The 25,354-nt window shown below is 62.3% G+C and carries 27 protein-coding genes; 25 read left to right on the top strand and 2 right to left on the bottom strand.

Translation table 11 applies throughout. The features are described 5' to 3' along the window. The first annotated feature begins 31 nt into the window (after positions 1-31). The 20 genes from AAG793_RS08620 to nagZ all read left to right on the top strand — a co-directional run bounded on the left by AAG793_RS08620 (position 32) and on the right by nagZ (position 19,076). A complete protein-coding gene (locus AAG793_RS08620) occupies positions 32-1,438 on the top strand; it encodes a sialidase family protein (RefSeq protein WP_341906731.1) in 1,407 nt (468 codons plus the stop codon). Next, positions 1,435-2,067: a hypothetical protein gene (locus AAG793_RS08615; RefSeq protein ID WP_341906728.1), complete on the top strand. Its 633-nt coding sequence runs from the start codon at positions 1,435-1,437 to the stop codon at positions 2,065-2,067. The genes AAG793_RS08620 and AAG793_RS08615 overlap by 4 nt, the downstream gene beginning before the upstream one ends. 87 nt (positions 2,068-2,154) lie before the next feature. Beyond that, positions 2,155-3,105: an ACP S-malonyltransferase gene (fabD, locus tag AAG793_RS08610; RefSeq protein ID WP_341906726.1), complete on the top strand. Its 951-nt coding sequence runs from the start codon at positions 2,155-2,157 to the stop codon at positions 3,103-3,105. Next, positions 3,102-3,848 (top strand): 3-oxoacyl-ACP reductase FabG, encoded by a 747-nt coding sequence (gene fabG, locus AAG793_RS08605; protein WP_341906724.1) that lies wholly within the window; start codon positions 3,102-3,104, stop codon positions 3,846-3,848. Before fabD ends, fabG begins: the two co-directional genes overlap by 4 nt. Positions 3,849-4,019: 171 nt before the next feature. Then, entirely contained in the window at positions 4,020-4,259 is a 240-nt protein-coding gene (gene acpP / locus AAG793_RS08600) for an acyl carrier protein (RefSeq protein WP_007873885.1), read from the top strand. A 95-nt stretch (positions 4,260-4,354) separates the two neighbouring features. Further along, entirely contained in the window at positions 4,355-5,599 is a 1,245-nt protein-coding gene (gene fabF / locus AAG793_RS08595) for a beta-ketoacyl-ACP synthase II (RefSeq protein ID WP_341906721.1), read from the top strand. Positions 5,600-5,646: 47 nt separating this feature from the next. Then, the gene (locus AAG793_RS08590; protein WP_341906718.1) at positions 5,647-6,225 is read left to right on the top strand and encodes a hypothetical protein; all 579 of its coding nucleotides are present in this window, start codon (positions 5,647-5,649) and stop codon (positions 6,223-6,225) included. Continuing rightward, positions 6,222-6,866 (top strand): RNA polymerase sigma factor RpoE, encoded by a 645-nt coding sequence (gene rpoE, locus AAG793_RS08585; protein WP_341906715.1) that lies wholly within the window; start codon positions 6,222-6,224, stop codon positions 6,864-6,866. Before AAG793_RS08590 ends, rpoE begins: the two co-directional genes overlap by 4 nt. Before the next feature lie 75 nt (positions 6,867-6,941). Next, positions 6,942-7,547 (top strand): sigma-E factor negative regulatory protein, encoded by a 606-nt coding sequence (locus tag AAG793_RS08580; protein WP_341906712.1) that lies wholly within the window; start codon positions 6,942-6,944, stop codon positions 7,545-7,547. Further along, positions 7,534-8,640 carry a MucB/RseB C-terminal domain-containing protein gene (locus tag AAG793_RS08575; RefSeq protein ID WP_341906709.1) on the top strand — a complete coding sequence of 369 codons (1,107 nt, stop codon included), beginning with the start codon at positions 7,534-7,536 and terminating at the stop codon, positions 8,638-8,640. Before AAG793_RS08580 ends, AAG793_RS08575 begins: the two co-directional genes overlap by 14 nt. Before the next feature lie 97 nt (positions 8,641-8,737). Further along, complete coding sequence (locus AAG793_RS08570; protein WP_341906706.1) at positions 8,738-10,204, top strand: DegQ family serine endoprotease; 1,467 nt, start codon at positions 8,738-8,740, stop codon at positions 10,202-10,204. Between the two features lie 570 nt (positions 10,205-10,774). Continuing rightward, positions 10,775-12,586, top strand: coding sequence for a translation elongation factor 4 (lepA, locus tag AAG793_RS08565; protein ID WP_341906703.1), 1,812 nt, complete (start codon positions 10,775-10,777; stop codon positions 12,584-12,586). 11 nt (positions 12,587-12,597) lie between these two features. After that, complete coding sequence (gene lepB / locus AAG793_RS08560; protein ID WP_341906701.1) at positions 12,598-13,563, top strand: signal peptidase I; 966 nt, start codon at positions 12,598-12,600, stop codon at positions 13,561-13,563. Positions 13,564-13,633: 70 nt separating this feature from the next. After that, the gene (locus AAG793_RS08555; protein ID WP_341906699.1) at positions 13,634-13,978 is read left to right on the top strand and encodes a DUF4845 domain-containing protein; all 345 of its coding nucleotides are present in this window, start codon (positions 13,634-13,636) and stop codon (positions 13,976-13,978) included. Between the two features lie 6 nt (positions 13,979-13,984). Further along, entirely contained in the window at positions 13,985-14,680 is a 696-nt protein-coding gene (rnc, locus tag AAG793_RS08550) for a ribonuclease III (protein ID WP_341906697.1), read from the top strand. A gap of 198 nt (positions 14,681-14,878) precedes the next feature. Continuing rightward, complete coding sequence (gene era, locus AAG793_RS08545) at positions 14,879-15,835, top strand: GTPase Era (RefSeq protein WP_341907674.1); 957 nt, start codon at positions 14,879-14,881, stop codon at positions 15,833-15,835. A 135-nt stretch (positions 15,836-15,970) separates the two neighbouring features. Continuing rightward, on the top strand, positions 15,971-16,723 hold the full coding sequence (recO, locus tag AAG793_RS08540; protein WP_341906695.1) for a DNA repair protein RecO: 753 nt from the start codon (positions 15,971-15,973) through the stop codon (positions 16,721-16,723). Between the two features lie 29 nt (positions 16,724-16,752). Next, positions 16,753-17,562, top strand: a complete 810-nt coding sequence (locus tag AAG793_RS08535; RefSeq protein ID WP_341906693.1) for a pyridoxine 5'-phosphate synthase — start codon at positions 16,753-16,755, stop codon at positions 17,560-17,562. Further along, positions 17,559-17,954 (top strand): holo-ACP synthase, encoded by a 396-nt coding sequence (gene acpS / locus AAG793_RS08530; protein WP_341906691.1) that lies wholly within the window; start codon positions 17,559-17,561, stop codon positions 17,952-17,954. The genes AAG793_RS08535 and acpS overlap by 4 nt, the downstream gene beginning before the upstream one ends. Positions 17,955-18,005: 51 nt before the next feature. Further along, positions 18,006-19,076 carry a beta-N-acetylhexosaminidase gene (nagZ, locus tag AAG793_RS08525; protein ID WP_341906689.1) on the top strand — a complete coding sequence of 357 codons (1,071 nt, stop codon included), beginning with the start codon at positions 18,006-18,008 and terminating at the stop codon, positions 19,074-19,076. Between the two features lie 12 nt (positions 19,077-19,088). Here the strand turns inward: nagZ and hemL are convergent, their stop codons facing one another. Further along, positions 19,089-20,417 (bottom strand): glutamate-1-semialdehyde 2,1-aminomutase, encoded by a 1,329-nt coding sequence (gene hemL, locus AAG793_RS08520; protein WP_341906687.1) that lies wholly within the window; start codon positions 20,415-20,417, stop codon positions 19,089-19,091. Then, positions 20,398-21,363 (bottom strand): bifunctional hydroxymethylpyrimidine kinase/phosphomethylpyrimidine kinase, encoded by a 966-nt coding sequence (locus AAG793_RS08515; protein WP_341906685.1) that lies wholly within the window; start codon positions 21,361-21,363, stop codon positions 20,398-20,400. The genes hemL and AAG793_RS08515 overlap by 20 nt, the downstream gene beginning before the upstream one ends. Before the next feature lie 82 nt (positions 21,364-21,445). On the opposite strand from AAG793_RS08515, the gene AAG793_RS08510 reads away from it, so the two are divergent. The 5 genes from AAG793_RS08510 (at position 21,446) to AAG793_RS08490 (ending at position 25,347) form a co-directional block, all read left to right on the top strand. Beyond that, the gene (locus AAG793_RS08510) at positions 21,446-21,619 is read left to right on the top strand and encodes a rubredoxin (protein WP_011482089.1); all 174 of its coding nucleotides are present in this window, start codon (positions 21,446-21,448) and stop codon (positions 21,617-21,619) included. Between the two features lie 85 nt (positions 21,620-21,704). Continuing rightward, positions 21,705-22,103, top strand: coding sequence for a response regulator (locus AAG793_RS08505; protein ID WP_341906683.1), 399 nt, complete (start codon positions 21,705-21,707; stop codon positions 22,101-22,103). Next, positions 22,103-22,468, top strand: coding sequence for a response regulator (locus AAG793_RS08500; protein WP_341906681.1), 366 nt, complete (start codon positions 22,103-22,105; stop codon positions 22,466-22,468). Before AAG793_RS08505 ends, AAG793_RS08500 begins: the two co-directional genes overlap by 1 nt. A gap of 20 nt (positions 22,469-22,488) precedes the next feature. Beyond that, positions 22,489-23,019: a chemotaxis protein CheW gene (locus AAG793_RS08495; RefSeq protein ID WP_341906679.1), complete on the top strand. Its 531-nt coding sequence runs from the start codon at positions 22,489-22,491 to the stop codon at positions 23,017-23,019. A 36-nt stretch (positions 23,020-23,055) separates the two neighbouring features. Continuing rightward, on the top strand, positions 23,056-25,347 hold the full coding sequence (locus tag AAG793_RS08490) for a methyl-accepting chemotaxis protein (RefSeq protein WP_341906677.1): 2,292 nt from the start codon (positions 23,056-23,058) through the stop codon (positions 25,345-25,347). The last annotated feature ends 7 nt before the right edge of the window (positions 25,348-25,354 follow it).

Here is a 25,354-nt window from a genome sequence, read left to right as displayed (position 1 = left end):
CGCTGCCAGCGACAGACAGACGGGGGTTCATTTGAATTTCGCCGCCGCACGACTCCGCAACCACGGCGGCCTCGCACTGGTGCTGGCGGCCTTTGCGCTCGCTGGCTGGAAAGTGCTGCCACTCGGCACGCTTGCGCCCGCCTCGGCGCCCACACCTGCGCTGTTTGCTTCAACAGTCGCCCCTCCAGCGCCGGCCGCCGGGAGCAGCGGGGGCTCTTCTCCAATCGCTGGCCCTGCTGCTGCACTGGCTCCCGGTCGATTGATCCAGGACTCGGGCATTCCCGTCGAAACCCGTTTCATCCCGTCCACGCCGGGCATGGCGGTGCATGCCGCATCGCTGGTTGAACTAGCCAACGGTGACTTGCGGGCGGTCTGGTTTGCGGGTTCCCGCGAAGGTGCCGGCGATGTGGCCATCCGCTCTGCCGTGATGAACGGCACGTCGCTGCAATGGGGGCCGGAGACGACGCTGCTGAACCGCACGCAGATTGAGCGCGGACTCTGGCGTTATGTGAAGAAGATCGGCAACCCGGTGATTGCACGCGCACCCGATGGCTCGCTGATGCTCTGGATGGTGACGGTGTCTCTGGGCGGATGGGCGGGCAGCTCCATCACGTGGGCGCGTTCAAGCGACGAGGGCGCCAGCTGGAGCGCGCCGCGGCGGCTGGTCACTTCGCCTTTCATCAACATCAGCACGCTGGTCAAGGGGGCGCCGGTGACATACGCCGATGGTCAGATCGGGCTGCCGGTGTATCACGAGTTCATCACCAAATTCTCCGAAGTGCTGCGCCTCGATGCCGACGGCGAAGTGATCGACAAGTTGCGGGTTCCGGCCAGCCGGCGAACCCTGCAGCCTGTGGTGCTGGTCAGCGGACCGTCCACCGCCCAGATGTTCATGCGGTCCGATCGGGCGGAGTCGGTGATGACTTCCTCAACGACCGATGCGGGCCAGACCTGGTCGCCCGCCACGGCGATGGTCTGGCCCAATCCCGATTCCGCGCTGGCTGGCGCAGTCACCTTCACCGGCGGCCGCTGGCTGGCACTCAATCCGGCGCCGCGCGGGCGCGAGAGTCTGGCGCTGCTGGGCACGGCTGCCGGTGGCTCCTTTGACACCGCCACGCCATGGCTTGTGGAGTTTGCGGCGTCCATGATGGGGACTGACCGTTCCTTGCAAGCCCACGAGCGCGCGCTGACCACCGAGTTGCTGGCAAAGGGCGTCAGCGCGGCAGACGCGCAGGCTGACATCGCCAGCGCCAAGCGTCAGCTGTGCGGCACGGCGACGTGCGCGCCCGAGTTTTCCTATCCCTACCTGTTGCAGGGGCGGGATGGTTACCTGCACCTCGTATACACCTGGCACCGGGCGCGCATCAAGCATGTGCGGCTGGATGTTGCACGGGCGCCCGGGGCTGCAACCCCCTCATTGGCTGGAGCAAAGCCATGACCTTGCCGCCGGGCACTGATCTTTTCGCGCTGATGGGTGTGGCCATCGCCGTGTGTGCGGCGTGGGCGCGCTTGTGTTTGGCCATGGCGGGACAGTGCCGATGGCTCGGCTGGAGCGCCGGGCTCGTTTTCGCATTGCTCTGGGTGCCGGTCGGCGCCGCGTCGCTGCCTATCGTCGCTTATGTCCGTGGCATCACATCGGACCTGAGTGTCACGCTGGTGGCGATTTGTGCCCTCGGTTTATGGCAGCGATTGGCTGGGCGGACTGTAGAGGCGGGGCGCGAGCAGGCAGCCGTGTCGGCATTTGTTGCGGTGGCCGCTTTGATTCTTTATCCGACGGCCCTGGGTTGGGGCGACTGGGATGCCTACCGCCTGGGCTGGGGCAGCGCCAGCCTGTGGGGTGTGTTGGCGCTGGTGTGCTTGTTTGCATGGATGAAGGATCTGCGCCGGTTGCCGGTGCTGGTGGCGCTGGCGCTGCTGGCATGGACGTTCGGCTGGATGGAGTCGAATAACCTGTGGGATTACCTGCTGGACCCCTGGTTGGCCGTGGCCTGTCTGGTCAGCAGCGTGCGGATAGGGTTCGGGCGGCTGGCCCGGCTGGTCAGGCGTGAGCGCCCGCACTCGGTGTGAGGCAGCGTTTGAGGTGTTCTTAAAATTGGCGGGCAGGCCCCGGCGGGCAGTAGCCGCTTCGTCTGCTTGTAACTTTGGAGTTGTGGTTTGAAACCGTTTGCTTTTGTTTTTCCGGGTCAGGGCTCGCAGTCCGTCGGCATGCTCGACGTATGGGGTGACCATCCGGTGGTCGCGCAGACCCTTGCTGAGGCGTCTGAAGCGCTCGGCCAGGACATCGGTCAGTTGATTCGTGGGGGCCCCAAGGAAGAGCTGGCCCTGACCACCAACACGCAGCCTGTCATGCTGGTTGCTGGCGTCGCCGCATACCGCGCTTGGCTGGCCGAAACCGGTGAGGAGCCAGCGGTGGTCGCAGGCCATTCCCTGGGCGAGTATTCCGCTTTGGTGGCCGCAGGCGTGTTGACGCTGGCGCAGGCAGCCCCGCTGGTGCGCTTTCGCGCGCAAGCCATGCAGGACGCGGTGCCGGTGGGCGTGGGGGCGATGGCGGCGATTCTGGGCATGGACGCGGCCAGGGTGATTGCCGGCTGCGCCGAAGCCGCGCAGACGTTTGGCGCTGGCAGCGCTGAAGTGGTGGAAGCGGCGAATTTCAACGACCCGATGCAGACCGTCATCGCCGGCAGCAAGGCGGCGGTGGACAAGGCCTGTGAAGTACTCAAGGCCCAGGGTGCCAAGCGCGCGCTGTTGCTGCCGGTGTCGGCTCCTTTCCATTCCAGCCTGATGAAGCCTGCGGCTGAAAAGCTGCGCGAAAAGCTGGAGTCGCTGGAATTGGCGTCGCCGCGCATGCCGGTGATCAACAACATTGAAGTCGCCGTAGAGACCGATCCGGACCGGATTCGCGATGCGCTGTATGCGCAGGCATTTGGCCCGGTGCGCTGGGTGCAGTGTGTGCAGGCCATCAAGGCGCGTGGCGTGTTCCACGTGGTCGAATGCGGGCCGGGCAAGGTGCTGGCCGGCATGGTCAAGCGCATTGACGCGGAATTGACGGGCGCTGCCGTGTTTGATCCGGCCTCCATGGCCGAAGTGAAGGAGTTGCTGGCATGAGTGACAACAAGTTTGAAGGCCAGGTCGCGCTGGTCACCGGGGCGTCGCGCGGAATCGGCGCAGCCATTGCGATGGAACTGGCCCAGCGCGGCCTGAAGGTGGTCGGGACGGCCACCACAGACGATGGCGCCGCGAAGATCAGTCAGGCGCTCGCTGCCTTCCCGGGCTGCGCTGGCAAAAACCTCAACGTCAACGATGCGGCGGCTGCCGAGGCGCTGATCGACGGCATGGTCAAGGAACTGGGTGGGCTGCATGTGCTGGTGAACAACGCGGGCATCACCCGGGACATGCTGGCGATGCGCCTGCGTGACGACGACTGGGATGCGGTGCTGGACACCAACCTCAAGGCGGTGTTTCGCATGAGCCGTGCCGTCATGCGCACCATGATGAAGCAGCGCTATGGACGCATCATCAGCATCACCTCGGTGGTGGGTGCGTCGGGCAACGCCGGGCAGTCCAACTACGCGGCGGCCAAGGCCGGTGTGGCGGGCATGACGCGTTCGCTCGCACGCGAGCTGGGCTCGCGCAGTATCACGGTCAATTGCGTGGCGCCCGGATTCATCGAAACCGACATGACCGCCGGCTTGCCCGCCGAGCAGCAAAAGGCTCTCCTTGGTCAAATTCCGTTGGGGCATCTCGGCAAGCCGCAGGACATCGCGCATGCGGTGGCGTTTCTGGCCAGCCCGCAGGCCGCTTACATTACCGGCCAGGAACTCCACGTCAACGGCGGAATGTATATGTAGGCGTATGCGGAGTAGCAGGGTTTTCCTCCGCGGCGCGCCATCAAGCAAGGCAGCCAGCGGTGGTAAAACAGGGTCCATTCAAGCCGGTTTTCATCCGTCCGGCCCAGCGGCTAGGGAAACGACTCTAACGCGGTAAAATCACGGATTAATTTACAACCCTCAGAGGGAACTATGAGCGATATCGAAGCACGTGTGAAGAAAATCATTGCCGAACAACTTGGCGTGGAAGAAGGCCAGGTCACCAACGAAAAGGCCTTCGTGGCCGATCTGGGTGCTGATTCCCTTGACACCGTGGAGCTGGTCATGGCTCTGGAAGACGAGTTTGGCATCGAGATCCCGGACGAAGACGCCGAGAAGATCACCACGGTGCAAAACGCGATCGACTACGCCAACACCCACCAAAAGGCCTGATGGCGCGCAGCCCGCTCCGGGCTGACCGCTTTGCAGTCCCCCAACAAACCTGAAACTCAGTTGCTGATTTTCAGGTTTTTTTCAGGATCTACTGAATGAGCCGTCGTCGTGTCGTCGTGACAGGTCTGGGATGTGTGAGCCCGGTGGGCAACACCGTCGCCGAGTCCTGGAACAATTTGCTGGCGGGAACGCCTGGCATCGATCTCATCACCCAGTTCGATGCGAGCAGTTTCGCCTGCAAGTTCGCCGGCGAGGTCAAGGGTTTCAACATCGCGGATTACATCCCCGAAAAAGAAGCCCGTCACATGGACCGTTTCATCCATCTGGGTCTGGCTGCTGCTTTTCAGGCAGTGGCCGACAGCGGCCTGCCGACCGGCGATGCGCTGGGTGAAGAATTGGCCACCCGCATTGGCTGCAACATTGGCTCTGGCATCGGTGGACTGCCGATGATCGAAGAGACGCATTCGGAGCTGGTCAACCGCGGCCCGCGCCGGATTTCGCCGTTTTTCGTGCCCGCGTCGATCATCAACATGATCTCGGGGCATGTGTCCATCAAGTTCGGCTTCAAAGGCCCGAACGTCGCGGTGGTCACGGCCTGCACAACCGGCCTGCACGCCATCGGGCTCTCGGCACGGATGATTGAATATGGCGACTGCGATGTGATGGTGGCCGGCGGAGCGGAGGCGACGGTGTCGCCCCTGGGCATTGGCGGTTTTGCCGCAGCCCGTGCGCTGTCAACCCGTAACGACGATCCGAAAACCGCCTCCCGCCCGTGGGACAAGGACCGCGACGGCTTTGTACTGGGCGAGGGCGGTGGCGTGCTGGTGCTCGAAGAGTACGAGCATGCCAAGGCCCGCGGCGCGAAGATTTACGCCGAGGTCTCCGGCTTCGGCATGAGCGCGGATGCGTTCCACATGACTGCGCCGGACATTGATGGCCCCAAGCGCTCCATGGCAATGGCCCTGAAGAACGCGGGCATCAACCCGGACCAGGTGCAGTACCTCAATGCCCACGGCACCTCCACGCCACTGGGTGATCTGAACGAGACCAATGCGGTCAAGGCTGCTTTTGGCGCCCATGCGAAAAACATGGTCATCAGCTCGACCAAGTCCATGACGGGTCATCTGCTGGGCGGCGCCGGTGGCATCGAGTCGGTGTTCACCGTGCTGGCGCTGCACCACCAGAAAATCCCGCCCACCATCAACATCTTCAACCAGGATCCTGAGTGTGATCTTGACTACTGCGCCAACACGGCACGGGACATGAAGATGGAATATGCGGTGAAAAACAACTTCGGTTTTGGCGGCACCAACGGCACGCTGGTCTTCAAGCGGGCCTGAAACCCTCTCTCAGTCCTCGCAGGCCAGTCTTCACACTTTCCACCACCTTGACTGTCTACAACGCCCCACCGGTGATCTACCCGGTGGGGCGTTCCCGTTTTCACGCCTGCCTGCTGTTGGGTCTTTGGCTGGCCGGTGCGGGCGTCACGCTGTTGTGGACGCAGAGCGCCGTGCTTGCGCCGGGCGGGGCGCTGCTGGCAGGTCTGCTGGTTCTCGGTCTGGCTGGATTGGCCTTTCGGGTGTGGATTCAGGCGCCTGAGGGTCAACTGGCATGGGATGGTGAAGTCTGGCGCTGGGAGAGTGCCAGCTATCAGGCCGGGGAGGCCACTTACCGGTTAACGGTGGGTGCAGATTTTCAGCGCGTCCTGTTGCTGCGTCTTGAGAATTCCGACCGGGCATCGCTGTGGCTGTGGGTGGGTGCGGCAAGGCAGCCTGATCGCTGGCTTGACTTGCGGCGTGCTGTGTATTCGCCGGGCCGGACAGCCCGTTCCAGGCGACCGGATTCCCCTCAATTGCCGGCAGCGGGGCAAGGTGTGGCAGTATCGGGCGCCATGCAGCAGCGCGCCCGACACCCCGATACCCATCCCGCCCTGCGGGCGCGTGTGCAGGATGGCGGCCGCCCATGAGTGCCGATTTGCCACTCAACCCCGTGGAAAAACCGGGCGACAGCGATGCGCTTCTGGTGGAGCGCACCGTGGCCGGCGACCAGAAGGCCTACGAACTGCTGGTGATCAAGTACGAGCGCCGTATCCAGCGGCTCATCGGTCGGATGGTGCGGGATGTCGACCTGGTGGAAGACATTGCCCAGGAGACCTTCATCCGGGCGTACCGGGCGCTGGCCCAGTTCCGCGGCGAGGCGCAGTTCTACACCTGGCTGTACCGGATCGCCGTGAACACCGCCAAAAAAGCCCTGATGGACCTCAAGCGCGACCCGACCGTTTCGGAAAATTCCTTCAAATCAGGCCAAAGCGACGACAGCGATGAAACTTCGCCGCTCGAAAACGAACTAACCAGCTCGGAAACGCCGGATGCGGTGCTCGCGAGCAAGGAAATCGCTGAAATCATCAACGGGGCCATGGAGGCCCTGCCCGAGGAGCTCCGTCAGGCCATCACCCTGCGTGAAATTGAAGGGCTCAGCTATGAAGAGATTTCTGAAGTGATGAATTGCCCCATCGGCACCGTGCGCTCAAGGATATTTCGGGCGCGTGAGGCGATTTCGGAGAAGGTCAAGCCATTGCTTGAGAACCAGTCGGGGAAGCGGTGGTGACGCCGGCGGCCCTTGATGTCCAAGCTTGTCAGTTGATGCTGTTTTTTGAATGTCCTTTTTTCGGTTGATCCCACCATGAACTCGCGCAACCTCAATCCTCCCTCTGGCGAACTTGTTTCGGCCCTTGTTGACGGGCAACTGGGTCACGACGACGTGACTGCTGCGCTTCAGGCGTGCCGGGTTGACGGGGCGTCCATTCACCGGTGGAGCAGCTACCACGTGATCCGGGAAGTGCTGAGCACGCCCGATCAGGCCGGGTTGCCTGTCACGCGCGGTGCAGACCTGGACTTCGTGAACCGCTTCAGCCAGCGTCTGGCGCGTGAGTCGCTGACCACCGTTCCGTTGCCAGCGCCAGCGGTCGTTGGCCCTGCGCGCGGTGCGGCCGCCAACGACGGCACCTTCCGCTGGAAGCTGGTGGCGGGTCTGGCCTCGGTTGCCGCGCTGTCGGTGATCGCCTGGAATACCGTGGCCTTGCAGCAGCCCGCAGCCGGCAGCCAGTTGGCTGGATTGCCGCCGCAACAGGTGGTGGTGGATTCGCCCGCCGGCCCGATGGTGCGGGATGCGCGTCTTGAAGAAATGCTGGCCGCCCATAAAGAGGTGGGTGGGATGTCGGCGCTTCAGGTGCCGTCGGGATTTCTGAGGAATGCCACTTTTGAGACACCACGCAATGTCGGACGCTGAACGCATCACCGCGCTTGAAACCGGACTCTGCCGCCACGTCCGCGTGAGCTGCAAGCCGTGGCTGCTGGCGTGGGTGGTGATGTCGGCGCTGCCGCATGCTGCTGCACAGGCGCCCGCGACCCAGGCGACCACGCCGGCAGCCGCTGCGCCAGCCACTGCCGCCGAGTCCAGAAGCATCAATGAATGGCTCGCCCGCATGCATGAGGCGGCGAGGAACCGAAGCTACATCGGCACCTTCGTGGTGTCGTCCGGCTCGACCATGTCCAGCGCCCGCATCTGGCATGTGTGCGAAGGCAGCCAACAGATGGAGCGTGTCGAGGCCTTGACCGGTGCGCCGCGCTCGGTCTTCAGGCACAACGACCAGGTGGTCACCTTCATGCCCGAGCACAAGGTGGTGGTCAGCGAGCGGCGCGAGTCGCTGGGCCTGTTCCCAGACTTGCTGCAGTCCACCGATCACCGCATTGCGGATTTTTACAAGGCCCGCCAGGAAGGCATTGAGCGCGTGGCGGGGCTGGAGGCCGACGTGGTTGCCCTGGTGCCCAAGGACAACATGCGGTTCGGCTACCGTGTCTGGACCGAGCGGAAAAAGGGGCTGGTGGTCAAGGTGCAAACCCTCGATGCCGAAGGCAAGGTGCTGGAGCAGGCCGCTTTTTCCGAGCTGCAGCTGGACGCACCGGTCAAGATGGACAAATTGCTGCAGATGATGGGCAAGACCGATGGCTACCGGCTCGAAAAGCCCGTGCTGGTCAAAACCAGCGCCAGTGCCGAAGGCTGGCTGCTGAAAGCGCCGGTTGCTGGTTTCAAGCCGATGAGCTGCTACAAGCGGCCAGTTGCAGCGTCGGGCTCGGCAACGCAGCGCCAGGGCGGGGCGGGGGATGAGCCGCTCCAGTGGATTTTCTCGGATGGCCTCGCCTCGGTTTCCATTTTTGTGGAGCCTTTTGACCGGCAGCGGCATGGGCGGGAGTCGGCCCTGTCGATGGGGGCTACCCAGACCATGACCCGTCAGATCGACACGCACTGGGTGACCGTGATGGGCGAGGTGCCCATGGCCACACTGCGGATGTTCGCCAGCGGGCTGGAGCGCAAGCGGTGACGGTTGAAGTCCAGCCTCACCGCGGGCTGGACTGATCCAGACCATATGAAAACGACATGAAGACGACAGAAATTGACAATTTACAACGAGGTTGATGATGCTTGAAATGAACTGGAATCCGCTCCGTGCGCGCGCGGCAGCTCCCTTTTTGGTGGCGTTGGCGGTAGCGACCTTCGTGCCGGCGACCGGTGCGCTGGCGCAGGGCCGTGCGCTGCCGGACTTCACCGACCTGGTAGATCAGGTGGGCCCTTCGGTGGTCAACATCCGCACGATCGAGAAAACCAGGGCTTCCAGCGCCGGTCCCGCCGATGAACAGATGCTGGAGTTCTTCCGCCGCTTCGGCATTCCGGTGCCGCCGAATCTGCCGCGTGGTCCGCGATCCGAGCGCAGCCCGGGAGGCGAGGAAGAGCGAGAGCGCCCCAGGGGTGTGGGTTCCGGTTTCGTCCTGACGTCTGACGGTTTTGTGATGACCAACGCCCACGTGGTTGATGGCGCCGATGAGGTGCTGGTGACCCTCACCGACAAACGCGAGTTCAAGGCCAGGATCATCGGCGCGGACAAGCGCAGCGACGTGGCGGTGGTCAAGATCGAGGCCACCGGCTTGCCAGCCGTGAAGATTGGAGACGTCAGCCGCCTGAAAGTGGGCGAGTGGGTGATGGCCATTGGCTCGCCCTTCGGTCTGGAAAACACGGTGACGGCCGGCATTGTCAGCGCCAAGCAGCGTGACACCGGTGACTTCCTGCCCTTCATCCAGACCGACGTCGCCATCAACCCCGGCAACTCGGGTGGCCCGCTGATCAACATGCGTGGCGAGGTGGTCGGCATCAACAGCCAGATTTATTCGCGCTCGGGCGGCTTCCAGGGCATTTCCTTTTCCATCCCGATGGACGAAGCGGCGCGCGTGGCCGACCAGCTCCGCGCCAACGGCCGGGTGACGCGGGGGCGCATCGGCGTGCAGATCGATCAGGTGACCAAGGAAGTGGCGGAGTCGATCGGGCTGGGCAAGGCGCAGGGTGCGCTGGTTCGTGGCGTCGAAAGCGGCGCACCAGCCGAAAAGGCGGGCATTGAGGCGGGTGACATCATCACCAAGTTCGACGGCACGCCGATTGAAAAATCCAGCGATCTGCCGCGATTGGTGGGCAACATCAAGCCCGGCACCAAATCCATCGTCACCGTGTTCCGCCGGGGTGCGACGAGGGACCTGACGGTCGTGGTGGCCGAGATTGAGCCTGAGAAACCCGTCCGCAAGGCATCAGCCACCGAGCCCAAGCCGCCGGTGGCGGGCGCAGGCCAGGCGCTGGGTCTTGTGGTCAGTGAAATTCAGGACGCGCAAAAGAAGGAGTTGAAAATCAAGGGCGGTGTGAAGGTTGACACCGTCGATGGCGCTGCTGCGCGCGGTGGACTGCGCGAGGGCGATGTGATCGTTGCCATCGCCAACACTGAAATCTCCAGCGTGAAGGAATTCGAGGCCGCCTTGGCAAAGGCCGACAAGTCCAAGCCTGTCAACGTACTGTTCCGTCGGGGCGAGTGGGCGCAATACGCGCTGATTCGTCCCACGCGCTGATCGCAGGCGTTGCCTGCAGGCTTGGCCAGTCGATCCGCCAGTCCCGGGAAAGCCCCCATACCCTGCCGGGTCTGGGGGCTTTTGTCTCCTTCCAGCCGCGATGCGGCCCTGCTTTCAAATATATTTTTGCGCGCTCATCGCACAGGCAAGATAAAAGTGTGTGAGCGCAAACAAACAAATTAATCGGACGTGTGACGACTTTGGATAGAATGAGCGCTGAATACGGTTGATTTTTTGCATATCAATCGATTCATTCGGGCTGATTCCTCCGGATTTGAAGGTGTTCAACCTCGATTCACAGATCACCCACAAGTTGTCCAGAGACAACCTCTTTGAAATTGTGAATAACCTGTGCATAAAATTCATGTTGCTCACCTGCAACGGGAAAAATATGGCCGTTTGGGGACTGGTCGTTGCCGGCTTTTTGCCTACAATGAAGTTCCAACTATCGCAGTTGCCATAGATTGTTGGTTCAGGGCGCGTCGCAAATCGACGCGCCCTTTTTTATGGCCCATCGCGATTGACCCCCATCTCTTCGCAGTAGTTTCAAGTACTTAGGCGCTCCCGTTGATGAATCACATCAGAAATTTTTCGATCATTGCCCACATCGATCACGGCAAGTCCACGCTGGCCGACCGCATCATCCAGCGCTGCGGTGGATTGCAGGACCGTGAGATGAGCGCGCAGGTTCTGGATTCGATGGATATCGAAAAGGAGCGTGGGATAACCATCAAGGCACAGACCGCTGCGCTGCAATACAAGGCCCGCAATGGAGAGATCTACAACCTCAATCTGATCGACACGCCAGGCCATGTGGACTTCTCTTATGAAGTGAGTCGTTCGCTCTCGGCATGCGAAGGCGCTTTGCTTGTCGTCGATGCCAGCCAGGGCGTGGAGGCACAGACGGTCGCCAATTGCTACACAGCACTCGACCTCGGTGTCGAGGTGGTGCCCGTGCTAAACAAGATGGACCTGCCGCAGGCCGACCCTGACAACGCCAAGCAGGAAATCGAGGAGGTGATCGGCATTGATGCGACCGATGCGATTCCCTGCAGCGCCAAAACCGGCATGGGCATCGACGAGATTCTTGAGGCGGTGGTCGCACGCATCCCGCCGCCCAAGGGCAACCCGGCAGGCGCACTGCGCGCCATGATCATCGACAGCTGGTACGACGCCTACGTGGGCGTGGTGATGCTGGTGCGCGTGGTCGACGGGCGGATTGCCAGGGGCGAGCGCATCAAGCTGATGGCCAGCGAAGCAACCTACAACGCCGAGCAACTGGGCGTGTTCACGCCGCACACCCAGCCCCGCCAGTCGCTGGAGTCCGGCGAGGTGGGTTTCATCATCGCGGGCATCAAGGAATTGCAGGCAGCCCGCGTGGGCGACACGGTGACGCTCGTCAAGCCGGGAACCGGCGGCGCGGCATGGACGGCGACCGAGCCGCTGCCCGGCTTCAAGGAAATCCAGCCGGCGGTGTTCGCGGGGCTCTATCCGTCCGAAGCCAGCGAGTACGAATCGCTGCGCGATGCGCTGGAAAAGCTCAAGCTGAACGATGCGTCGCTCCACTACGAGCCCGAAGTCAGCGAGGCGCTGGGCTTCGGCTTTCGCTGTGGCTTCCTGGGCCTGCTGCACATGGAAATCGTCCAGGAGCGACTGGAGCGCGAGTTCGATCAGGACCTGATCACCACCGCGCCCAGCGTGGTGTACGAGGTGGTCAAGTCGGACGGCGAGGTCATCATGGTCGAGAACCCGTCCAAGATTCCCGACACCGGCCGCGTGAACGAAATCCGCGAACCCATCGTGACGGTGCACCTGTACATGCCCCAGGACTATGTCGGCGCCGTCATGACACTGGCCAACCAGAAGCGCGGCGTGCAGCTGAACATGGCCTATCACGGCAAGCAGGTCATGCTGACCTACGAGATGCCTCTGGGCGAGATCGTGCTCGACTTTTTCGACAAGCTCAAATCGGTGTCGCGCGGCTACGCGTCGATGGACTACGAGTTCAAGGAGTTCCGGGCGTCCGACGTGGTGAAGGTGGACATCCTGCTCAATGGAGAGAAGGTCGATGCGCTGTCCATCATCGTCCACCGCAGCCAGTCGGCCTACCGCGGCCGGGCGGTGGTGGCCAAGATGCGCGAGATCATTTCGCGCCAGCAATTCGACGTCGCCATCCAGGCGGCCATCGGGGCCAACATCATTGCGCGTGAGACAATCAAGGCGCTGCGCAAGAACGTGATCGCCAAGTGCTACGGGGGCGATATTTCACGCAAACGCAAGCTTCTCGAAAAACAAAAAGCAGGCAAAAAGCGCATGAAACAGATCGGTTCGGTCGAGGTGCCCCAAGAGGCATTTCTGGCCATCTTGCAGGTGGATGAGTGATGGGCGGCGCAATGAGTTCCATCACCGCGGTTCTCCTGGCTGCGTTTGCCGGATACGGCGCCGCCTGGTACATGGGGGTGGTGGAAGGCAATTTTTCGCTGATGCTTTTCCTGGCCTCGGTGGTCACGGGCGTCTATTGGCTCGCCGAGCGCTTTTACTTCCTGCCCCAGCGCCGTCAGGCCGTTGCAGCGCTGGAGTCGAGCGCGGCGCAGCGGCGTGAAGAGCTGGCCAAAATGGGCATCACGCAGGTCGACGACCAGACTGCCGACGCGCGTGCGCGCCTGATCATGCAACCCTGGTGGCTGGACTGGACCGCTGGCCTGTTCCCGGTGATTGTGATTGTCTTTCTGCTGCGCTCTTTCCTGTTCGAGCCGTTCAAGATTCCGTCGGGCTCGATGATCCCGACGCTGCTGATCAATGACCTGATTCTGGTGAACAAATTCCACTACGGCGTTCGCCTCCCAGTCATCAACGTCAAGATACTGGACAACAACAGCCCCCAGCGTGGTGACGTGATGGTGTTCCGCTACCCGCCCAAGCCCAGCCTGGACTACATCAAGCGGGTGGTCGGCCTGCCCGGTGACGAGGTGGCGTACCTGAACAAGAAGATCACCATCAACGGCGTGCCCGTGCCCCAGAAGCCGCTCCCTGACTTCTTTGACGAAGACGCGTTGCGCTACGCCAAGCAGTTTGAGGAAACGACCGGCAACAGAACCTATCGCCTGCTCAATGATGAGGATCGCCCCGCGTTCATCCCGGGTGCGGACGACTTTCCTTTCAAGGAGAATTGCCGCTACAGTAGTGAAGGCGTGGTCTGCAAGGTGCCGGAAGGCCATTACTTCATGATGGGTGACAACCGCGATAATTCGCTGGATTCACGGTACTGGGGCTTCGTGCCCGAGAAGAACATTGTGGGCAAGGCCTTCTTTGTGTGGATGAATTTCGGCAACCTCAAGCGCATTGGATCCTTTGAGTAAGTGCGTAAGGGCAGTCGGGTACAGCGCTGTCACTTCTTACAACTGACCTTCCGGATAGCAGGAGCAAACAATGAAACATCGGCAACGTGGCATTTCCTTTATCAGTATTCTGTTCATCGCTGGCGTTCTGGCGTGTGGTGCCGTGCTGGGCGCCCAGGTTCTGCCCACGGTGATCGAGTTCCAGGCGATCGTCAAAGCGGCCAACAAGGCTGCAGCCGAAGGCACGACCGTTCCAGAAGTGAAAGCCGTCTTTGACAAGGCAGCCTCCATCGACAACATCGAATCGATTGCCGGCAAGGACCTGCAGGTCACCAAAGAAGGCGACAAGGTGGTGGTCTCCTTTGCTTACAGCCGTGAGATTCACATGGCCGGGCCGGCCTACCTTCTGCTGAAGTACACCGGCCGCTCCCGTTAAGTGCCGGTGAGTGTTGCCCTTGGCCCGCAGCTGCAGGCGCTGCAAAAGCGCCTGCAACATGAGTTTGCTGACCCGCGGCTTCTGATCCAGGCGCTGACGCACCGCAGTTTTGCGACGGATCACAACGAGCGGGTCGAGTTTCTCGGCGATTCGGTGCTCAACCTTGCAGTCGCCGGCCTGCTGTACGAACGACTCAGTGAACTGCCCGAAGGTGATCTGTCGCGTGTGCGCGCCAATCTTGTCAAGCAGGACACACTGCACAGGCTGGCGGTCGATCTGGGCCTGCCGGCTCTGTTACGGCTGGGTGAGGGCGAGGCCAAGTCAGGCGGACAAAAAAGGCCGTCGATTCTGGCGGATGCGCTGGAGGCGGTGATTGGTGCAGTCTACCTGGACGCCGGTTTCGACACGGCGTCGGCCCTGGTTCGGCGCCTGTTCCAGAACGTCGAGATCAATCCGCAGATGCAGGCGATCGGCAAAGACCCGAAGACCGAATTGCAGGAGTGGTTGCAGGGGCGCAAAATGAATCTGCCGATCTATCGTGTGGTTGGCACCATGGGCGCGGCTCACAAGCAGACCTTTGACGTTGAATGCGAAATCACCGAGTACGGCCGCACCGAGCGCGGCATTGGCGGCTCCCGGCGCGCCGGTGAGCAGGCGGCGGCGGCGGCCATGCTCATGTTCGTCAAGACGCTGGATACCTGAGGTCGGTTGATGTCGCTTCAGGTCGCTTGAGGTCGAATTTCCGGCCGTTTGGGGAATCTCCCCTCCACTGAACACACCATGAGCACAGGCAAAAAGACTTCCCCTTCCAAGCCCACCAAGGCTGCAGCACAAGACGCTCAGACGGAGGATGGCGCAGCGGCGGACCAACCGGCGCAGGCACCCGACGACCTGGAAGCCATGCTGGCCCAGGCCTTCAAGGCGCGCGGCGCCGCCGTGCCCGCAGCCGAAGCGTCGGCCAGTGTGCCTGCCGCTGACGAGCAGCGCTGTGGTCTGATTGCCATCGTCGGCAAGCCCAACGTGGGCAAGTCCACCCTGCTCAACGCGCTGGTGGGTCAGAAAATCAGCATCACCTCGCGCAAGGCGCAGACCACACGCCACCGCATCACCGGCATGCGCACCGTGGGCGCCACCCAGTTTGTCTTCGTGGATACCCCGGGCTTCCAGACGCGACACGGCAATGCCCTGAACCGCTCGCTCAACCGTACCGTGGTGGGCACGGTCAACGACGTGGACCTGATCATTTTTGTGGTCGAGGCCGGGCAGTTCAACCTGGCCGATGCCAAGGTGCTGGCCTTGCTGCCCGAGAAAACGCCGGCCATCCTGCTGGCCAACAAGTTCGACCTGATCCACCGGCGCGCAGAGATCGCACCATGGCTGCGTTCCATGCAGGAGCGCCACGACTTCGCCGAATTCGTGCCGATGTCGGCCAACAACGCCAAGGACATCGAGCGGCTTTTCGGCATCTGCGAAAAATACCTGCCGCAGCAGCCCTGGATGTACGGTGCCGATGAGCTGACGGACCGCAGCGACCGCTTCATGGCCGCCGAGATCATCCGCGAGAAACTGTTCCGTCTGACGGGTGACGAGCTGCCGTACACCTCGACGGTGGTGATCGACAAATACGAGGAAGAAGGCAGCCTGCGGCGCATCGCGGCGACCATCGTGGTCGAACGTGATGGCCACAAGGGCATGATCATTGGCGAGAAAGGCGAAAAACTCAAGCGCATCGGCACCGAGGCACGGCACGAGCTGGAAGCGCTCACTGGCGGTAAGGTGTTTCTGGAAATCTGGGTCAAGGTCCGTTCCGGCTGGGCGGATGATGAGGCGCGGGTCAAAACCTTCGGGTATGAATAGGGCCCCCACGCTTGTCACTGCGTGTACTGCGCTGCCCCCCGAGGGGGCCGCCACGCCTGGGGCCGGGCGAAGACCGTTCCGCGGCTCTGCTTGGATTTTTCTCTCTGCGCATCTTGCGTGATCTGAGTTGGGCGAGTGGTTACCAAACGCATCACTGACGAGCCGGCGTACGTGCTCCACCGCTACGACTGGAGCGAATCGAGCCTGATCGTGGAGGTGTTCACCCGCACGTATGGCCGGGTGGCGCTGGTGGCGCGGGGGGCGAAGAAGCCGAGCTCGGGTTTCCGGCCCATTCTGCTGCCCCTGCAGCCGCTTCATGTGGCTTTTGGCGGGGACGCAGAAATCCGCACGCTGAAAAGCGCCGAATGGCAGGGCGGTCATGTCATGCCGACCGGCGATGCCCTGCTGTCGGGCTATTACCTCAACGAACTGCTGATGCGCCTGCTGGCGCGTGACGATCCGCATCCGCTGCTGTTTGATGCCTATGCGGCGACAGTGCAGCTGCTGGCCAATCAGAGTCATCAGGACACCTTGCAGATCGCCCTGCGGGCCTTTGAGCTGCGCCTGCTGCGGGACATCGGCTTGCTGCCCTTGCTCGACGCTGAAACCGCCACGCTGGCGCCACTGGAGCCCGCATCGCGCTATGTGCTGGTGGCAGAGTCCGGCTTGCGCCTGGCGCATGACGATGACCGCAGCAGCCTGCCGGGCGCGCAGTGGCAGGACTTGCAGCAGGCGCTGGCGGACGATGCGCTTTTCTCCGACACGGTGCGGGCCTGCATTCCGGGGCTGAACGAACTCAAGCACCAGCTGCGCGGGCTGCTGCACTACCATTGCGGTGTGAAGCTGCTGAAAACCCGGCAGATGATGATGGAATTGCAGGCGCTCTGACGCTCAAGCGCTTTAACCCTTGGTAAATCATGATCTCTGACCTGACCACTCTCCACGGCGGCGTGCGCAAGACGGCGCTGTCGGTCAATGTCAACAAGGTGGCCCTGCTTCGCAATACGCGGCACCTGGACATTCCCAGCGTTCGCCGCGCGGCAGAGCTGTGCCTGGAAGCGGGCGCGCAGGGCATCACGGTGCACCCGCGTCCCGACGAGCGGCACATCCGCCCCGACGATGTGTACGAGCTGGCCGCACTGATGAAAGACTGGCCAGACCGCGAGTTCAATGTGGAAGGTAATCCGCTGCAGAACCTGATGCACTTTGTGCGTGATCTCACGGCCCGTGGCCTGCCACTGCACCAGTGCACCTTCGTCCCCGACAGCGAAGACCAGTTCACCAGCGACCATGGCTGGACCTTTCCGGAAGATACAGAGCGTCTGGCGCCGCTGATCGAGCAGGCGCATTCGCGCGGCGTGCGGGTGAGTCTGTTCATGGATCCGGTCGCCGGCGCCATGGCAGCCGCCAAAGCCGTGGGTGCCGATCGCGTGGAGTTTTACACCGAGAGCTACGCCCGCGCCTGGCCCACGTCTGACAAAGAGGCAGCCCTGCAGTCATTTGCCGATGCAGCGCGTGCCGCAGCCGCTGCAGGGCTGGGTATCAATGCGGGTCACGACCTTAACCGCGACAATCTCACCGATTTCCTGCGTGCCGTACCCGGCGTGCAGGAGGTGTCCATCGGCCATGCCCTGATCGCCGATGCGCTTGAGCTGGGTTACACCGCCACGGTGAAAGACTATCTGCGCTGCATTGGCAACGCGTTTTTAACAACCACTGCCGAATGATCTACGGCATCGGTACCGATATCTGCGATGTGCGGCGCATCCGCGCCAGCATCGACAAGCACGGCGAGCGCTTCGCCCGCAAGATCCTCAGCGACGGTGAGCTGGCCACCTGGAAAACGCGGTCGGCTCGCTGGCCAGACCGTGGTGTGAGCTACCTGGCCACCCGCTTTTCCGCGAAAGAGGCGTTCAGCAAGGCGATTGGCATGGGCATGCGCATGCCGATGACTTGGCGCTCCTGCGAAATCGCCAAGGCGCGCAGCGGCAAGCCCGAGATCGTCCTGCATGGCGCACTCAAGCTGTGGTTCGAATCGCGCCAGCTCCGCGCCCACGTCTCGGTGACTGACGAAACCGACTACGCCGCCAGCTTTGTGGTGGTCGAACATTCAACTTGAGTCGCAGCGCATGCGCATCCTTCAATCACTTTTCCTGAACCACCCATCCTCATGACCTCCCACCACGCCACACAGGCTCCGCTCATCATCGATGTCGCAGGCCACACCCTGACCAAGGTCGACCGCCGCCGTCTGAAGCACCCGCTGACTGGCGGCATCATCCTGTTTGCGCGCAACTGGAAAGACCGGGCACAACTCACCGCCCTGTGCGTCGACATCAAGAGCATCCGCGCTGACCTGCTGATCTGCGTGGACCATGAAGGCGGCCGCGTGCAGCGCTTTCGCACCGACGGCTTCACCCACCTGCCACCCATGCGTGCACTCGGCGAGCTCTGGATGAAAGATCAGCTGGCTGCCACCAACGCGGCCACCGCCTGCGGTTATGTGCTGGGCGCAGAGCTGCGCGCCTGTGGTGTGGATTTCAGCTTCACGCCAGTGCTCGATCTGGACTGGGGCGAAAGCGGCGTCATCGGCGACCGCGCATTCGGACGCGACCCACGCGTGGTGACTCTGCTGGCCAAGAGCTTGATGCATGGGCTGCTGCAAAGCGGCATGACCAATTGCGGCAAGCACTTCCCTGGCCATGGATTCGTGAAGGCCGATTCCCACACCGAGATTCCGGTGGACAACCGCAGCCTCAAGCGCATCCTGGCTGACGATGCCGCGCCCTATGGCTGGCTGAACACGACGCTGACCAGCGTCATGCCTGCGCACGTGATCTACCCCAAGGTGGACGCACGTCCGGCGGGCTTCTCCAGTCAGTGGTTGAACTTCATCCTGCGCAGCCAGCTGGGCTTTGGCGGTGCGATTTTCAGCGATGACTTGAGCATGGCCGGCGCGCGGCTGATTGACGGCCGCGAAGTCAGTTACACCAAGGCGGCGGTGACGGCGCTGAATGCCGGTTGCGACATGGTGCTGCTCTGCAACCAGTCGGTGGGCGATGGCCAGCCCGTGGACGAGCTGCTGGATGGCATGGCCGAAGCCCTGGTCAGAGGCCAGTGGGAGGCACTGGAGTCCAGTGAATTGCGCCGGCGTGCGCTGTTACCGGTCAGCCCGCCAGTGCCGTGGGATGACCTGATGGTTCAGCCCGCCTATGTGCACGCGGTGGGCCTGATCCCCTGAGCGCCAGTTTCTTCAGCGGCCTGCGAAGAAATCGCGCGCCGCGCTGACCGTTGCCTCGATGTCTTCCGCGGTGTGCGCGGCGCTGACAAAGCCGGCCTCGTAGAGCGCCGGAGCGTAATAGATCCCCTTGTCCAACATGGCGTGGAAGAAGCGGTTGAAGGCGGGGCTGTCGGTGGTCATCACCGTGCCGTAGTTCTGCGGCAACTGGCCCAGCAGGAAGAAGCCGAACATGCCACCTTCGCTGTCGGCGCTGAAGGGCACGCCGGCCGCCTTGGCCGCTGCGGTCAGGCCGCTCGTCAAACTGCGGGTCCGTTCACCCAGGGCTTCATAAAAGCCAGGTCGCGAGACTTCACGCAGGGTGGCCAGACCACAGGCGGTTGCCACCGGGTTACCCGAGAGCGTGCCGGCCTGATAGACCGGACCCAAAGGCGCGAGCTGCTCCATCACCGCACGGCTGCCACCAAAGGCTGCGAGCGGCATGCCGCCGCCAATGACCTTGCCCAGTACGGTCATGTCGGGCTGGAAGCCGGGAATCAGCTTGGCGTACACGCTTTGCGCGCCACCGAGGGCAACCCGGAAGCCGGTCATCACCTCGTCAAACACCAGCAGCGCACCATGTTGCGTGCACAGCTCGCGGCAGCGCTTCATGAAGGGCACGCTGGCGCGCACGAAGTTCATGTTGCCGGCAATCGGCTCGATCATCAGGCAGGCCAGTTGCGGGCCGTGCAGGGCAAAGGCTTCTTCGAGTTGCTGCAGGTTGTTGTATTCCAGCACCAGCGTGTGCTGCACGACCTCGGGGGGCACACCTGCACTGGTCGGGTTGCCGAAAGTGGCCAGACCCGAGCCGGCCTTGACCAGCAGCGCATCGGCATGGCCGTGGTAGCAGCCCTCGAACTTGATGATCTTGCTGCGGCCGGTGGCGCCGCGGGCCAGCCGCAGTGCGCTCATCGCGGCTTCGGTGCCTGAACTCACCAGGCGAACCATCTCCAGCGAAGGCACCAGGCGCACGATCTCTTCGGCCAGCTCCACTTCACGCTCGGTGGGGGCGCCATAGGAGAAGCCTTCGAGCGCCGCTTTCTGCACCGCTTCCACCACCGCCGGGTGGCCGTGCCCGAGAATCATCGGGCCCCAGGAACCGATGTAATCGATGTAGCGCTTGTTGTCGGCGTCCCAGAAGTAGGCGCCCTGCGCGCGTTGCACAAAACGGGGCGTGCCACCCACCGCCTTGAAGGCGCGCACGGGGGAGTTCACGCCGCCCGGAATCAGTTTCTTGGCGCGTTCGAAAAGGGTGTCGTTGCGGGAAGTCGTGGTCACGGCGGTCTCAGTGTTTGGTTGTTCCATTGGGGGGCAGATCGATCACGTTTTTTAGAACCAGCGCGGCATCGTCGCCGGGCTGCGTGTCTTCGGAGTCTTCGTCGTCGGTGTCCACATCGGCTTGCGCCCAGAACAGGCGGTCTGGCACGATGTTGCCCATGCCGGGGTGAAAGCCGGCATCCAGGCTGTGGTCGAGGTAGGTCAGGGCTTCTGCGGTAGCCGCTTGCAGGTCGTGCCCATTGGCCAGCAGGGCAGACAGCGCGGCCGACAGCGTTTCGCCGGCACCTGCAAACACGGCATCAAAGCGCTCGAACTTCTCGCTGTAGAGCACGGTTTGCGGCGTGGCGAGAACGTTGTCGATGAACTGCTCAGGCGCCGGGATGCCCGTGACGAGTGTGTAAGGCACGCCCAGATCGGCGGCGGCCTTGGCAATGTCGCGCGCAGACGGGTTGCGCTCGCCGGCCCAGTCTGGCAACAGCCAGCGCCACAGGCTGCTGTGGTTGCCAATCAGAACCGTGGTCTGCGGCAGCATCAGCTCGCGGAAGGCGTCGAGGTAGCTGTCGATTTCGCTTTCATCCCACCACGACAGGTTGGGCATGTAGGCAATCAGCGGCACATCGGCGTAATCGGAGGCGATTTCGGCGATGGCGCTCACGTTTTCAGGGCTGCCGACAAAGCCGACCTTGATGGCGGCCACCGTCATGTCTTCCAGTGCCGAGCGGGCCTGGTCGGTGACAGCCTCTTCATCGAAGGCGAAATGGTCAAAGATCTCGGCGGTATCGCGCACATAGGCGCCTGTTACAACTGAGAGTGCGTGTGCGCCGGCCGAGATGATGGCTGCGATGTCTGCCGTCAGCCCGCCCGCGCCGCTGGGGTCGTTGGCATTGAAGGTCATCACGCAAGCGGGTGATGCGTCAGCGTCCTCTGCCTGAGTTTGCAGACTCTCCTGCTGAGGGGTGTTGGGGTTTGCCATAGCCTGCGATTTTGACCTGTACGCGAATAAGCAACGCCGCCTCGATACAATTGTTGCATTCTATTCGAAGGCAACTTAAGCTGTGACTCAATCAATGACGTGGATGTGTTTGATTTGTGGGTGGATCTACGACGAGGCAGCCGGAGCCCCTGAGCACGGCATCGCACCTGGCACCCCATGGGCTCAGGTGCCCATGAACTGGACGTGTCCCGAATGCGGTGCCCGCAAGGAAGATTTTGAAATGGTTCAGATCTGAGCCATCGGGCGTTTGCCGGGCCCCAGCCTGAGCATCCGGTGACAGGCACCTGCGCATACGGGCTGCAAATAGAGGAGCAATCTCAGTGAGCATTTCCAGTTCAGGGTTGAAGGTTTTGGTCATCGACGACAGCAACACCATCCGGCGCAGCGCCGAGATCTTCCTGAAGCAGGGAGGCCATGAGGTGCTGCTGGCAGAGGACGGGTTCGACGCCCTCTCCAAAGTCAACGACTACGAGCCCGACCTGATTTTTTGCGACATCCTCATGCCGCGTCTGGACGGGTACCAAACCTGTGCCATCATCAAGCGCAATGCGAAATTCTCGGCGGTTCCCATCGTGATGCTGTCCTCCAAGGACGGCGTTTTTGACAAGGCCAGAGGCCGCATGGTGGGGTCGCAGGATTACCTGACCAAACCATTTACCAAAGACCAGCTGCTGCAGACCGTGCAGGAGCTCGGTGCAGCAAAACAAGGAGTAGTTTGATGGCGATTAAAAAAATACTGGTGGTGGACGATTCCAAGACCGAGCTGATGTACATCACTGATCTGCTGGTCAAGAACGGATTCACAGTCAAGACCGCCGAGAACGCGGAGGATGCCTTCCGCCGGCTGGCAGAAGACAAGCCTGAACTGATCCTGATGGATGTCGTCATGCCCGGGCAAAACGGCTTCCAGCTGACCCGTGCCATCACGCGTGACCCGCTGTACTCGGACATCCCCATCATGATGTGCACCAGCAAGAATCAGGAGACCGACCGTGTCTGGGGCATGCGCCAGGGCGCGCGTGACTACATCACCAAGCCGGTCGATGCTGACGAACTGATGGCCAAGATCAAGGCCCTGGGCTGAGCGGCTCCCGACACTGAAGCATGGCGAACAGACAAGCCCTCAGAGAGCTCCAGACCCGGCTGGCTGACAGGTTGCAGGTGGCCCGTACTCAGGGCGTCGCCGCGTCATGGCTGGCCGTCGAGGCGGGCAGCAAAAAATACCTTTTCCCGCTCAGCCAGTCTGGCGAAATCTTTCCGTGGGTCGCCATGCAGGCCGTGCCGTACACGCAGGCGTGGTTCGCGGGCGTGGCCAATTTGCGGGGTGGTTTGTACGGGGTGGTCGATCTCGCCAGCTTCGTGAGCGGCCAGGCGCCGGCTGCCAAGACCGAGTTGTCCCGCACCGATTCACGGCTGGTCGCGCTCAACAGCGCGCTGGAAGTCAACTGCGCCTTGCTGATTGACAAGCTCTCTGGCCTGCGAAATCAGGAAGCCTTCATCGATTTTTCCGAGCGCAAGCCGGATGCGCCCGAGTATTTTGGCAATCAGTATGTGGACGCCAGCGGTGCCGTCTGGCAGGAAATCAACCTTCAGTCGCTTGCCCAGCAGGCCCATTTTTTGACGATTGGTGCCTAGCGCACCTCTCCTTTTGTTGTTCCCGGAAGGCTCACCATGTCTGTTCTAGCAAATATCCAGAAGCTGTTTAAAACCAAGTCATCCCAGCCCGACGACAGCATGGACATGGCATCCATGGGCACGCTGGGTGATCCATTGGCCAGCAGCACCATGGACGAGGCTTCGCTCCGTACAGCGGCGCTGCGTTCGTCGGATGCCACCGAGGAGTTCCCGGCGAGCCGCATGGCCACGGCGGAAGACGGCCTGGTGTCGGCCAATCCTGATCTGCTGACCCTTCCGCTGCTGGGTCGCCGGACCATCGGGCAGCACCAGCGGATTCTGGTGAGCTTGCTGGCCATTGCGGTCGCGGTTCTGGGTACGGTGACATTCCTGGCGCTGAATCAGGCGGAGAAAGTCGCTCAGCAGGTGGCGGCTACCGGTCAGTCCCTGATGCAGTCGCAGCGACTGGCCAAATCGGTATCGCAGGCGCTGGTGGGTAGCGCCCAGGCCTTCCCTGACGTGCGCGAAAGCGCGGACGTGCTGGCCAAGACCGTGCGCGGGTTGAAAGCTGGCGAGGAAAGCCTGCGTCTCGCCCCGGTGTCCGAGGAGCTTCTTCCGGATGTGGAAAAGGTGGTGCCGCTGATGGAGCGGGCCGAGAAGAATGCCAACACCGTCATGGGTCAGCAGAACATCCTGACGCAGGTGGGTACCGCTCTTCGCACCATCAACCGCCAGTCATCCGACCTGCTGGAGATCGCCGAAACCGTCTCCTCACTCAAACTGCAGCAGAATGCCGCGCCTGCGGAGATTTCCGCTTCCGGTCAGTTGGTGATGTTGACGCAGCGTATCGGTAAGTCCGCCAACGAGTTCCTGACGCAAGAAGGCGTGAGCCCCGAGGCCGTGTTCCTGCTGGGCAAGGACTTGAACTCCTTCAAGGAAATCGCACAGGGCCTGCAGGAAGGCAGCCCTGAATTGCGCCTGACAGGCTCCAAAGATCCACAGACCCGCGAGCGGCTCGATGCGCTGCTGGCGCTTTACGAGCAGACCCGCGTTCAGGCTGGCGCCATTCTGGGTAACCTGCAGGGTCTGGTGTCAGCGCGTGAAGCGCAGTCGTCCATCATTGCAGACAGCGAACCGCTGCGCCGGGCCTTGGAAGAAATTCAGGGCAAGCTCTCCTCGCAAACCGGTCTGGGTGCCGGTGCGCTGGCCACGCTGATCGGCGCCGCCCTGTTTGCTCTGCTTTGCGCTGCGGGTCTGGCCCGTTTGCAGGTGCAGGACAGCCAGCAGCGTCAGGCAGTGGCTGAAACGCAGCGTCAGGAAGCGAAGAGCCAGGAACAGGACGCCAAGCGCGTCAATGACGCCAACCAGGCCGCCATTTTGCGCTTGATGAACGAGTTGCAGACAGTGGCTGAGGGCGATCTGACACAGGAAGCCACCGTGACCGAGGACATCACCGGCGCCATCGCCGACTCGGTGAACTACACGGTGGAGGAGTTGCGACAGCTGGTGGGTAACGTGCAGAACACTGCGACCCGGGTGGCGCAGACGACTGCCCAGGTGGAAAGCACGTCGACCGAACTGCTGGCGGCCTCCACCGAGCAGCTGCGGGAAATTCGTGAAACCGGCCAGTCCGTGCTCGACATGGCGACCCGAATCAACGAAGTGTCCACACAGGCGCAGGAATCTTCCCAGGTGGCGCGTCAATCGCTGACGGCTGCCGAGTCGGGCCTTCAGGCCGTGCAGAACGCCATCGGTGGTATGAACTCCATCCGTGACCAGATTCAGGAAACCTCCAAGCGAATCAAGCGACTGGGCGAATCGTCGCAGGAGATTGGCGAGATCACCGAGCTGATTTCAGACATTACCGAACAGACCAACGTGCTGGCGCTGAATGCCGCCATTCAGGCCGCGTCCGCTGGTGAAGCCGGACGAGGCTTCTCGGTGGTTGCCGAGGAGGTGCAGCGACTGGCTGAACGTTCCGCCGATGCAACGCGGCAGATTTCCGCGCTGGTGAAGGCGATTCAGACCGACACACAGGACGCGGTGGCCGCTATGGAGCGGTCCACGCAGGGTGTGGTGGAAGGGGCCAAACTGTCCGACAACGCCGGTACCGCGCTGACCGAGATTGACCAGGTGTCACGCCGCCTTGCTGACCTGATTGAGCAGATTTCCACTTCCGCCTCCCGCGAAGCTGCATCGGCCAACGTGGTGGCAGGGAACATCCAGCACATTTTTGCGGTGACGGAGCAGACCGGAGAAGGTACCCGCTCCACAGCGCAGCAGGTGCGTGATCTGTCCCGCATGGCCGAGGAGTTGCGCCAGTCAGTGTCGCGATTCAAGATCGCCTGATTGCTGT

Origin of the sequence: Polaromonas sp. YR568, assembly GCF_943372955.1 — a bacterium.
GTDB lineage: Bacteria > Pseudomonadota > Gammaproteobacteria > Burkholderiales > Burkholderiaceae_C > Polaromonas.
Note: the sequence above shows the minus strand (reverse complement) of the source record. Positions and strands in the feature narration are given on the sequence as shown.

What these genes read in the sequence shown, in the direction of transcription:
- acpP (WP_007873885.1), top strand. Translation starts at nt 4,020, where the DNA reads ATGAGCGATATCGAAGCACGTGTGAAGAAAATCATTGCCGAACAACTT.
- AAG793_RS08515 (WP_341906685.1), bottom strand. Translation starts at nt 21,363, where the DNA reads ATGGCAAACCCCAACACCCCTCAGCAGGAGAGTCTGCAAACTCAGGCA.
- lepA (WP_341906703.1), top strand. Translation starts at nt 10,775, where the DNA reads ATGAATCACATCAGAAATTTTTCGATCATTGCCCACATCGATCACGGC.
- acpS (WP_341906691.1), top strand. Translation starts at nt 17,559, where the DNA reads ATGATCTACGGCATCGGTACCGATATCTGCGATGTGCGGCGCATCCGC.
- AAG793_RS08555 (WP_341906699.1), top strand. Translation starts at nt 13,634, where the DNA reads ATGAAACATCGGCAACGTGGCATTTCCTTTATCAGTATTCTGTTCATC.
- AAG793_RS08490 (WP_341906677.1), top strand. Translation starts at nt 23,056, where the DNA reads ATGTCTGTTCTAGCAAATATCCAGAAGCTGTTTAAAACCAAGTCATCC.
- AAG793_RS08570 (WP_341906706.1), top strand. Translation starts at nt 8,738, where the DNA reads ATGCTTGAAATGAACTGGAATCCGCTCCGTGCGCGCGCGGCAGCTCCC.
- hemL (WP_341906687.1), bottom strand. Translation starts at nt 20,417, where the DNA reads ATGGAACAACCAAACACTGAGACCGCCGTGACCACGACTTCCCGCAAC.
- fabF (WP_341906721.1), top strand. Translation starts at nt 4,355, where the DNA reads ATGAGCCGTCGTCGTGTCGTCGTGACAGGTCTGGGATGTGTGAGCCCG.
- fabG (WP_341906724.1), top strand. Translation starts at nt 3,102, where the DNA reads ATGAGTGACAACAAGTTTGAAGGCCAGGTCGCGCTGGTCACCGGGGCG.
- AAG793_RS08535 (WP_341906693.1), top strand. Translation starts at nt 16,753, where the DNA reads ATGATCTCTGACCTGACCACTCTCCACGGCGGCGTGCGCAAGACGGCG.
- AAG793_RS08500 (WP_341906681.1), top strand. Translation starts at nt 22,103, where the DNA reads ATGGCGATTAAAAAAATACTGGTGGTGGACGATTCCAAGACCGAGCTG.
- lepB (WP_341906701.1), top strand. Translation starts at nt 12,598, where the DNA reads ATGAGTTCCATCACCGCGGTTCTCCTGGCTGCGTTTGCCGGATACGGC.
- era (WP_341907674.1), top strand. Translation starts at nt 14,879, where the DNA reads ATGCTGGCCCAGGCCTTCAAGGCGCGCGGCGCCGCCGTGCCCGCAGCC.
- AAG793_RS08495 (WP_341906679.1), top strand. Translation starts at nt 22,489, where the DNA reads ATGGCGAACAGACAAGCCCTCAGAGAGCTCCAGACCCGGCTGGCTGAC.
- AAG793_RS08615 (WP_341906728.1), top strand. Translation starts at nt 1,435, where the DNA reads ATGACCTTGCCGCCGGGCACTGATCTTTTCGCGCTGATGGGTGTGGCC.
- AAG793_RS08575 (WP_341906709.1), top strand. Translation starts at nt 7,534, where the DNA reads ATGTCGGACGCTGAACGCATCACCGCGCTTGAAACCGGACTCTGCCGC.
- AAG793_RS08580 (WP_341906712.1), top strand. Translation starts at nt 6,942, where the DNA reads ATGAACTCGCGCAACCTCAATCCTCCCTCTGGCGAACTTGTTTCGGCC.
- rpoE (WP_341906715.1), top strand. Translation starts at nt 6,222, where the DNA reads ATGAGTGCCGATTTGCCACTCAACCCCGTGGAAAAACCGGGCGACAGC.
- nagZ (WP_341906689.1), top strand. Translation starts at nt 18,006, where the DNA reads ATGACCTCCCACCACGCCACACAGGCTCCGCTCATCATCGATGTCGCA.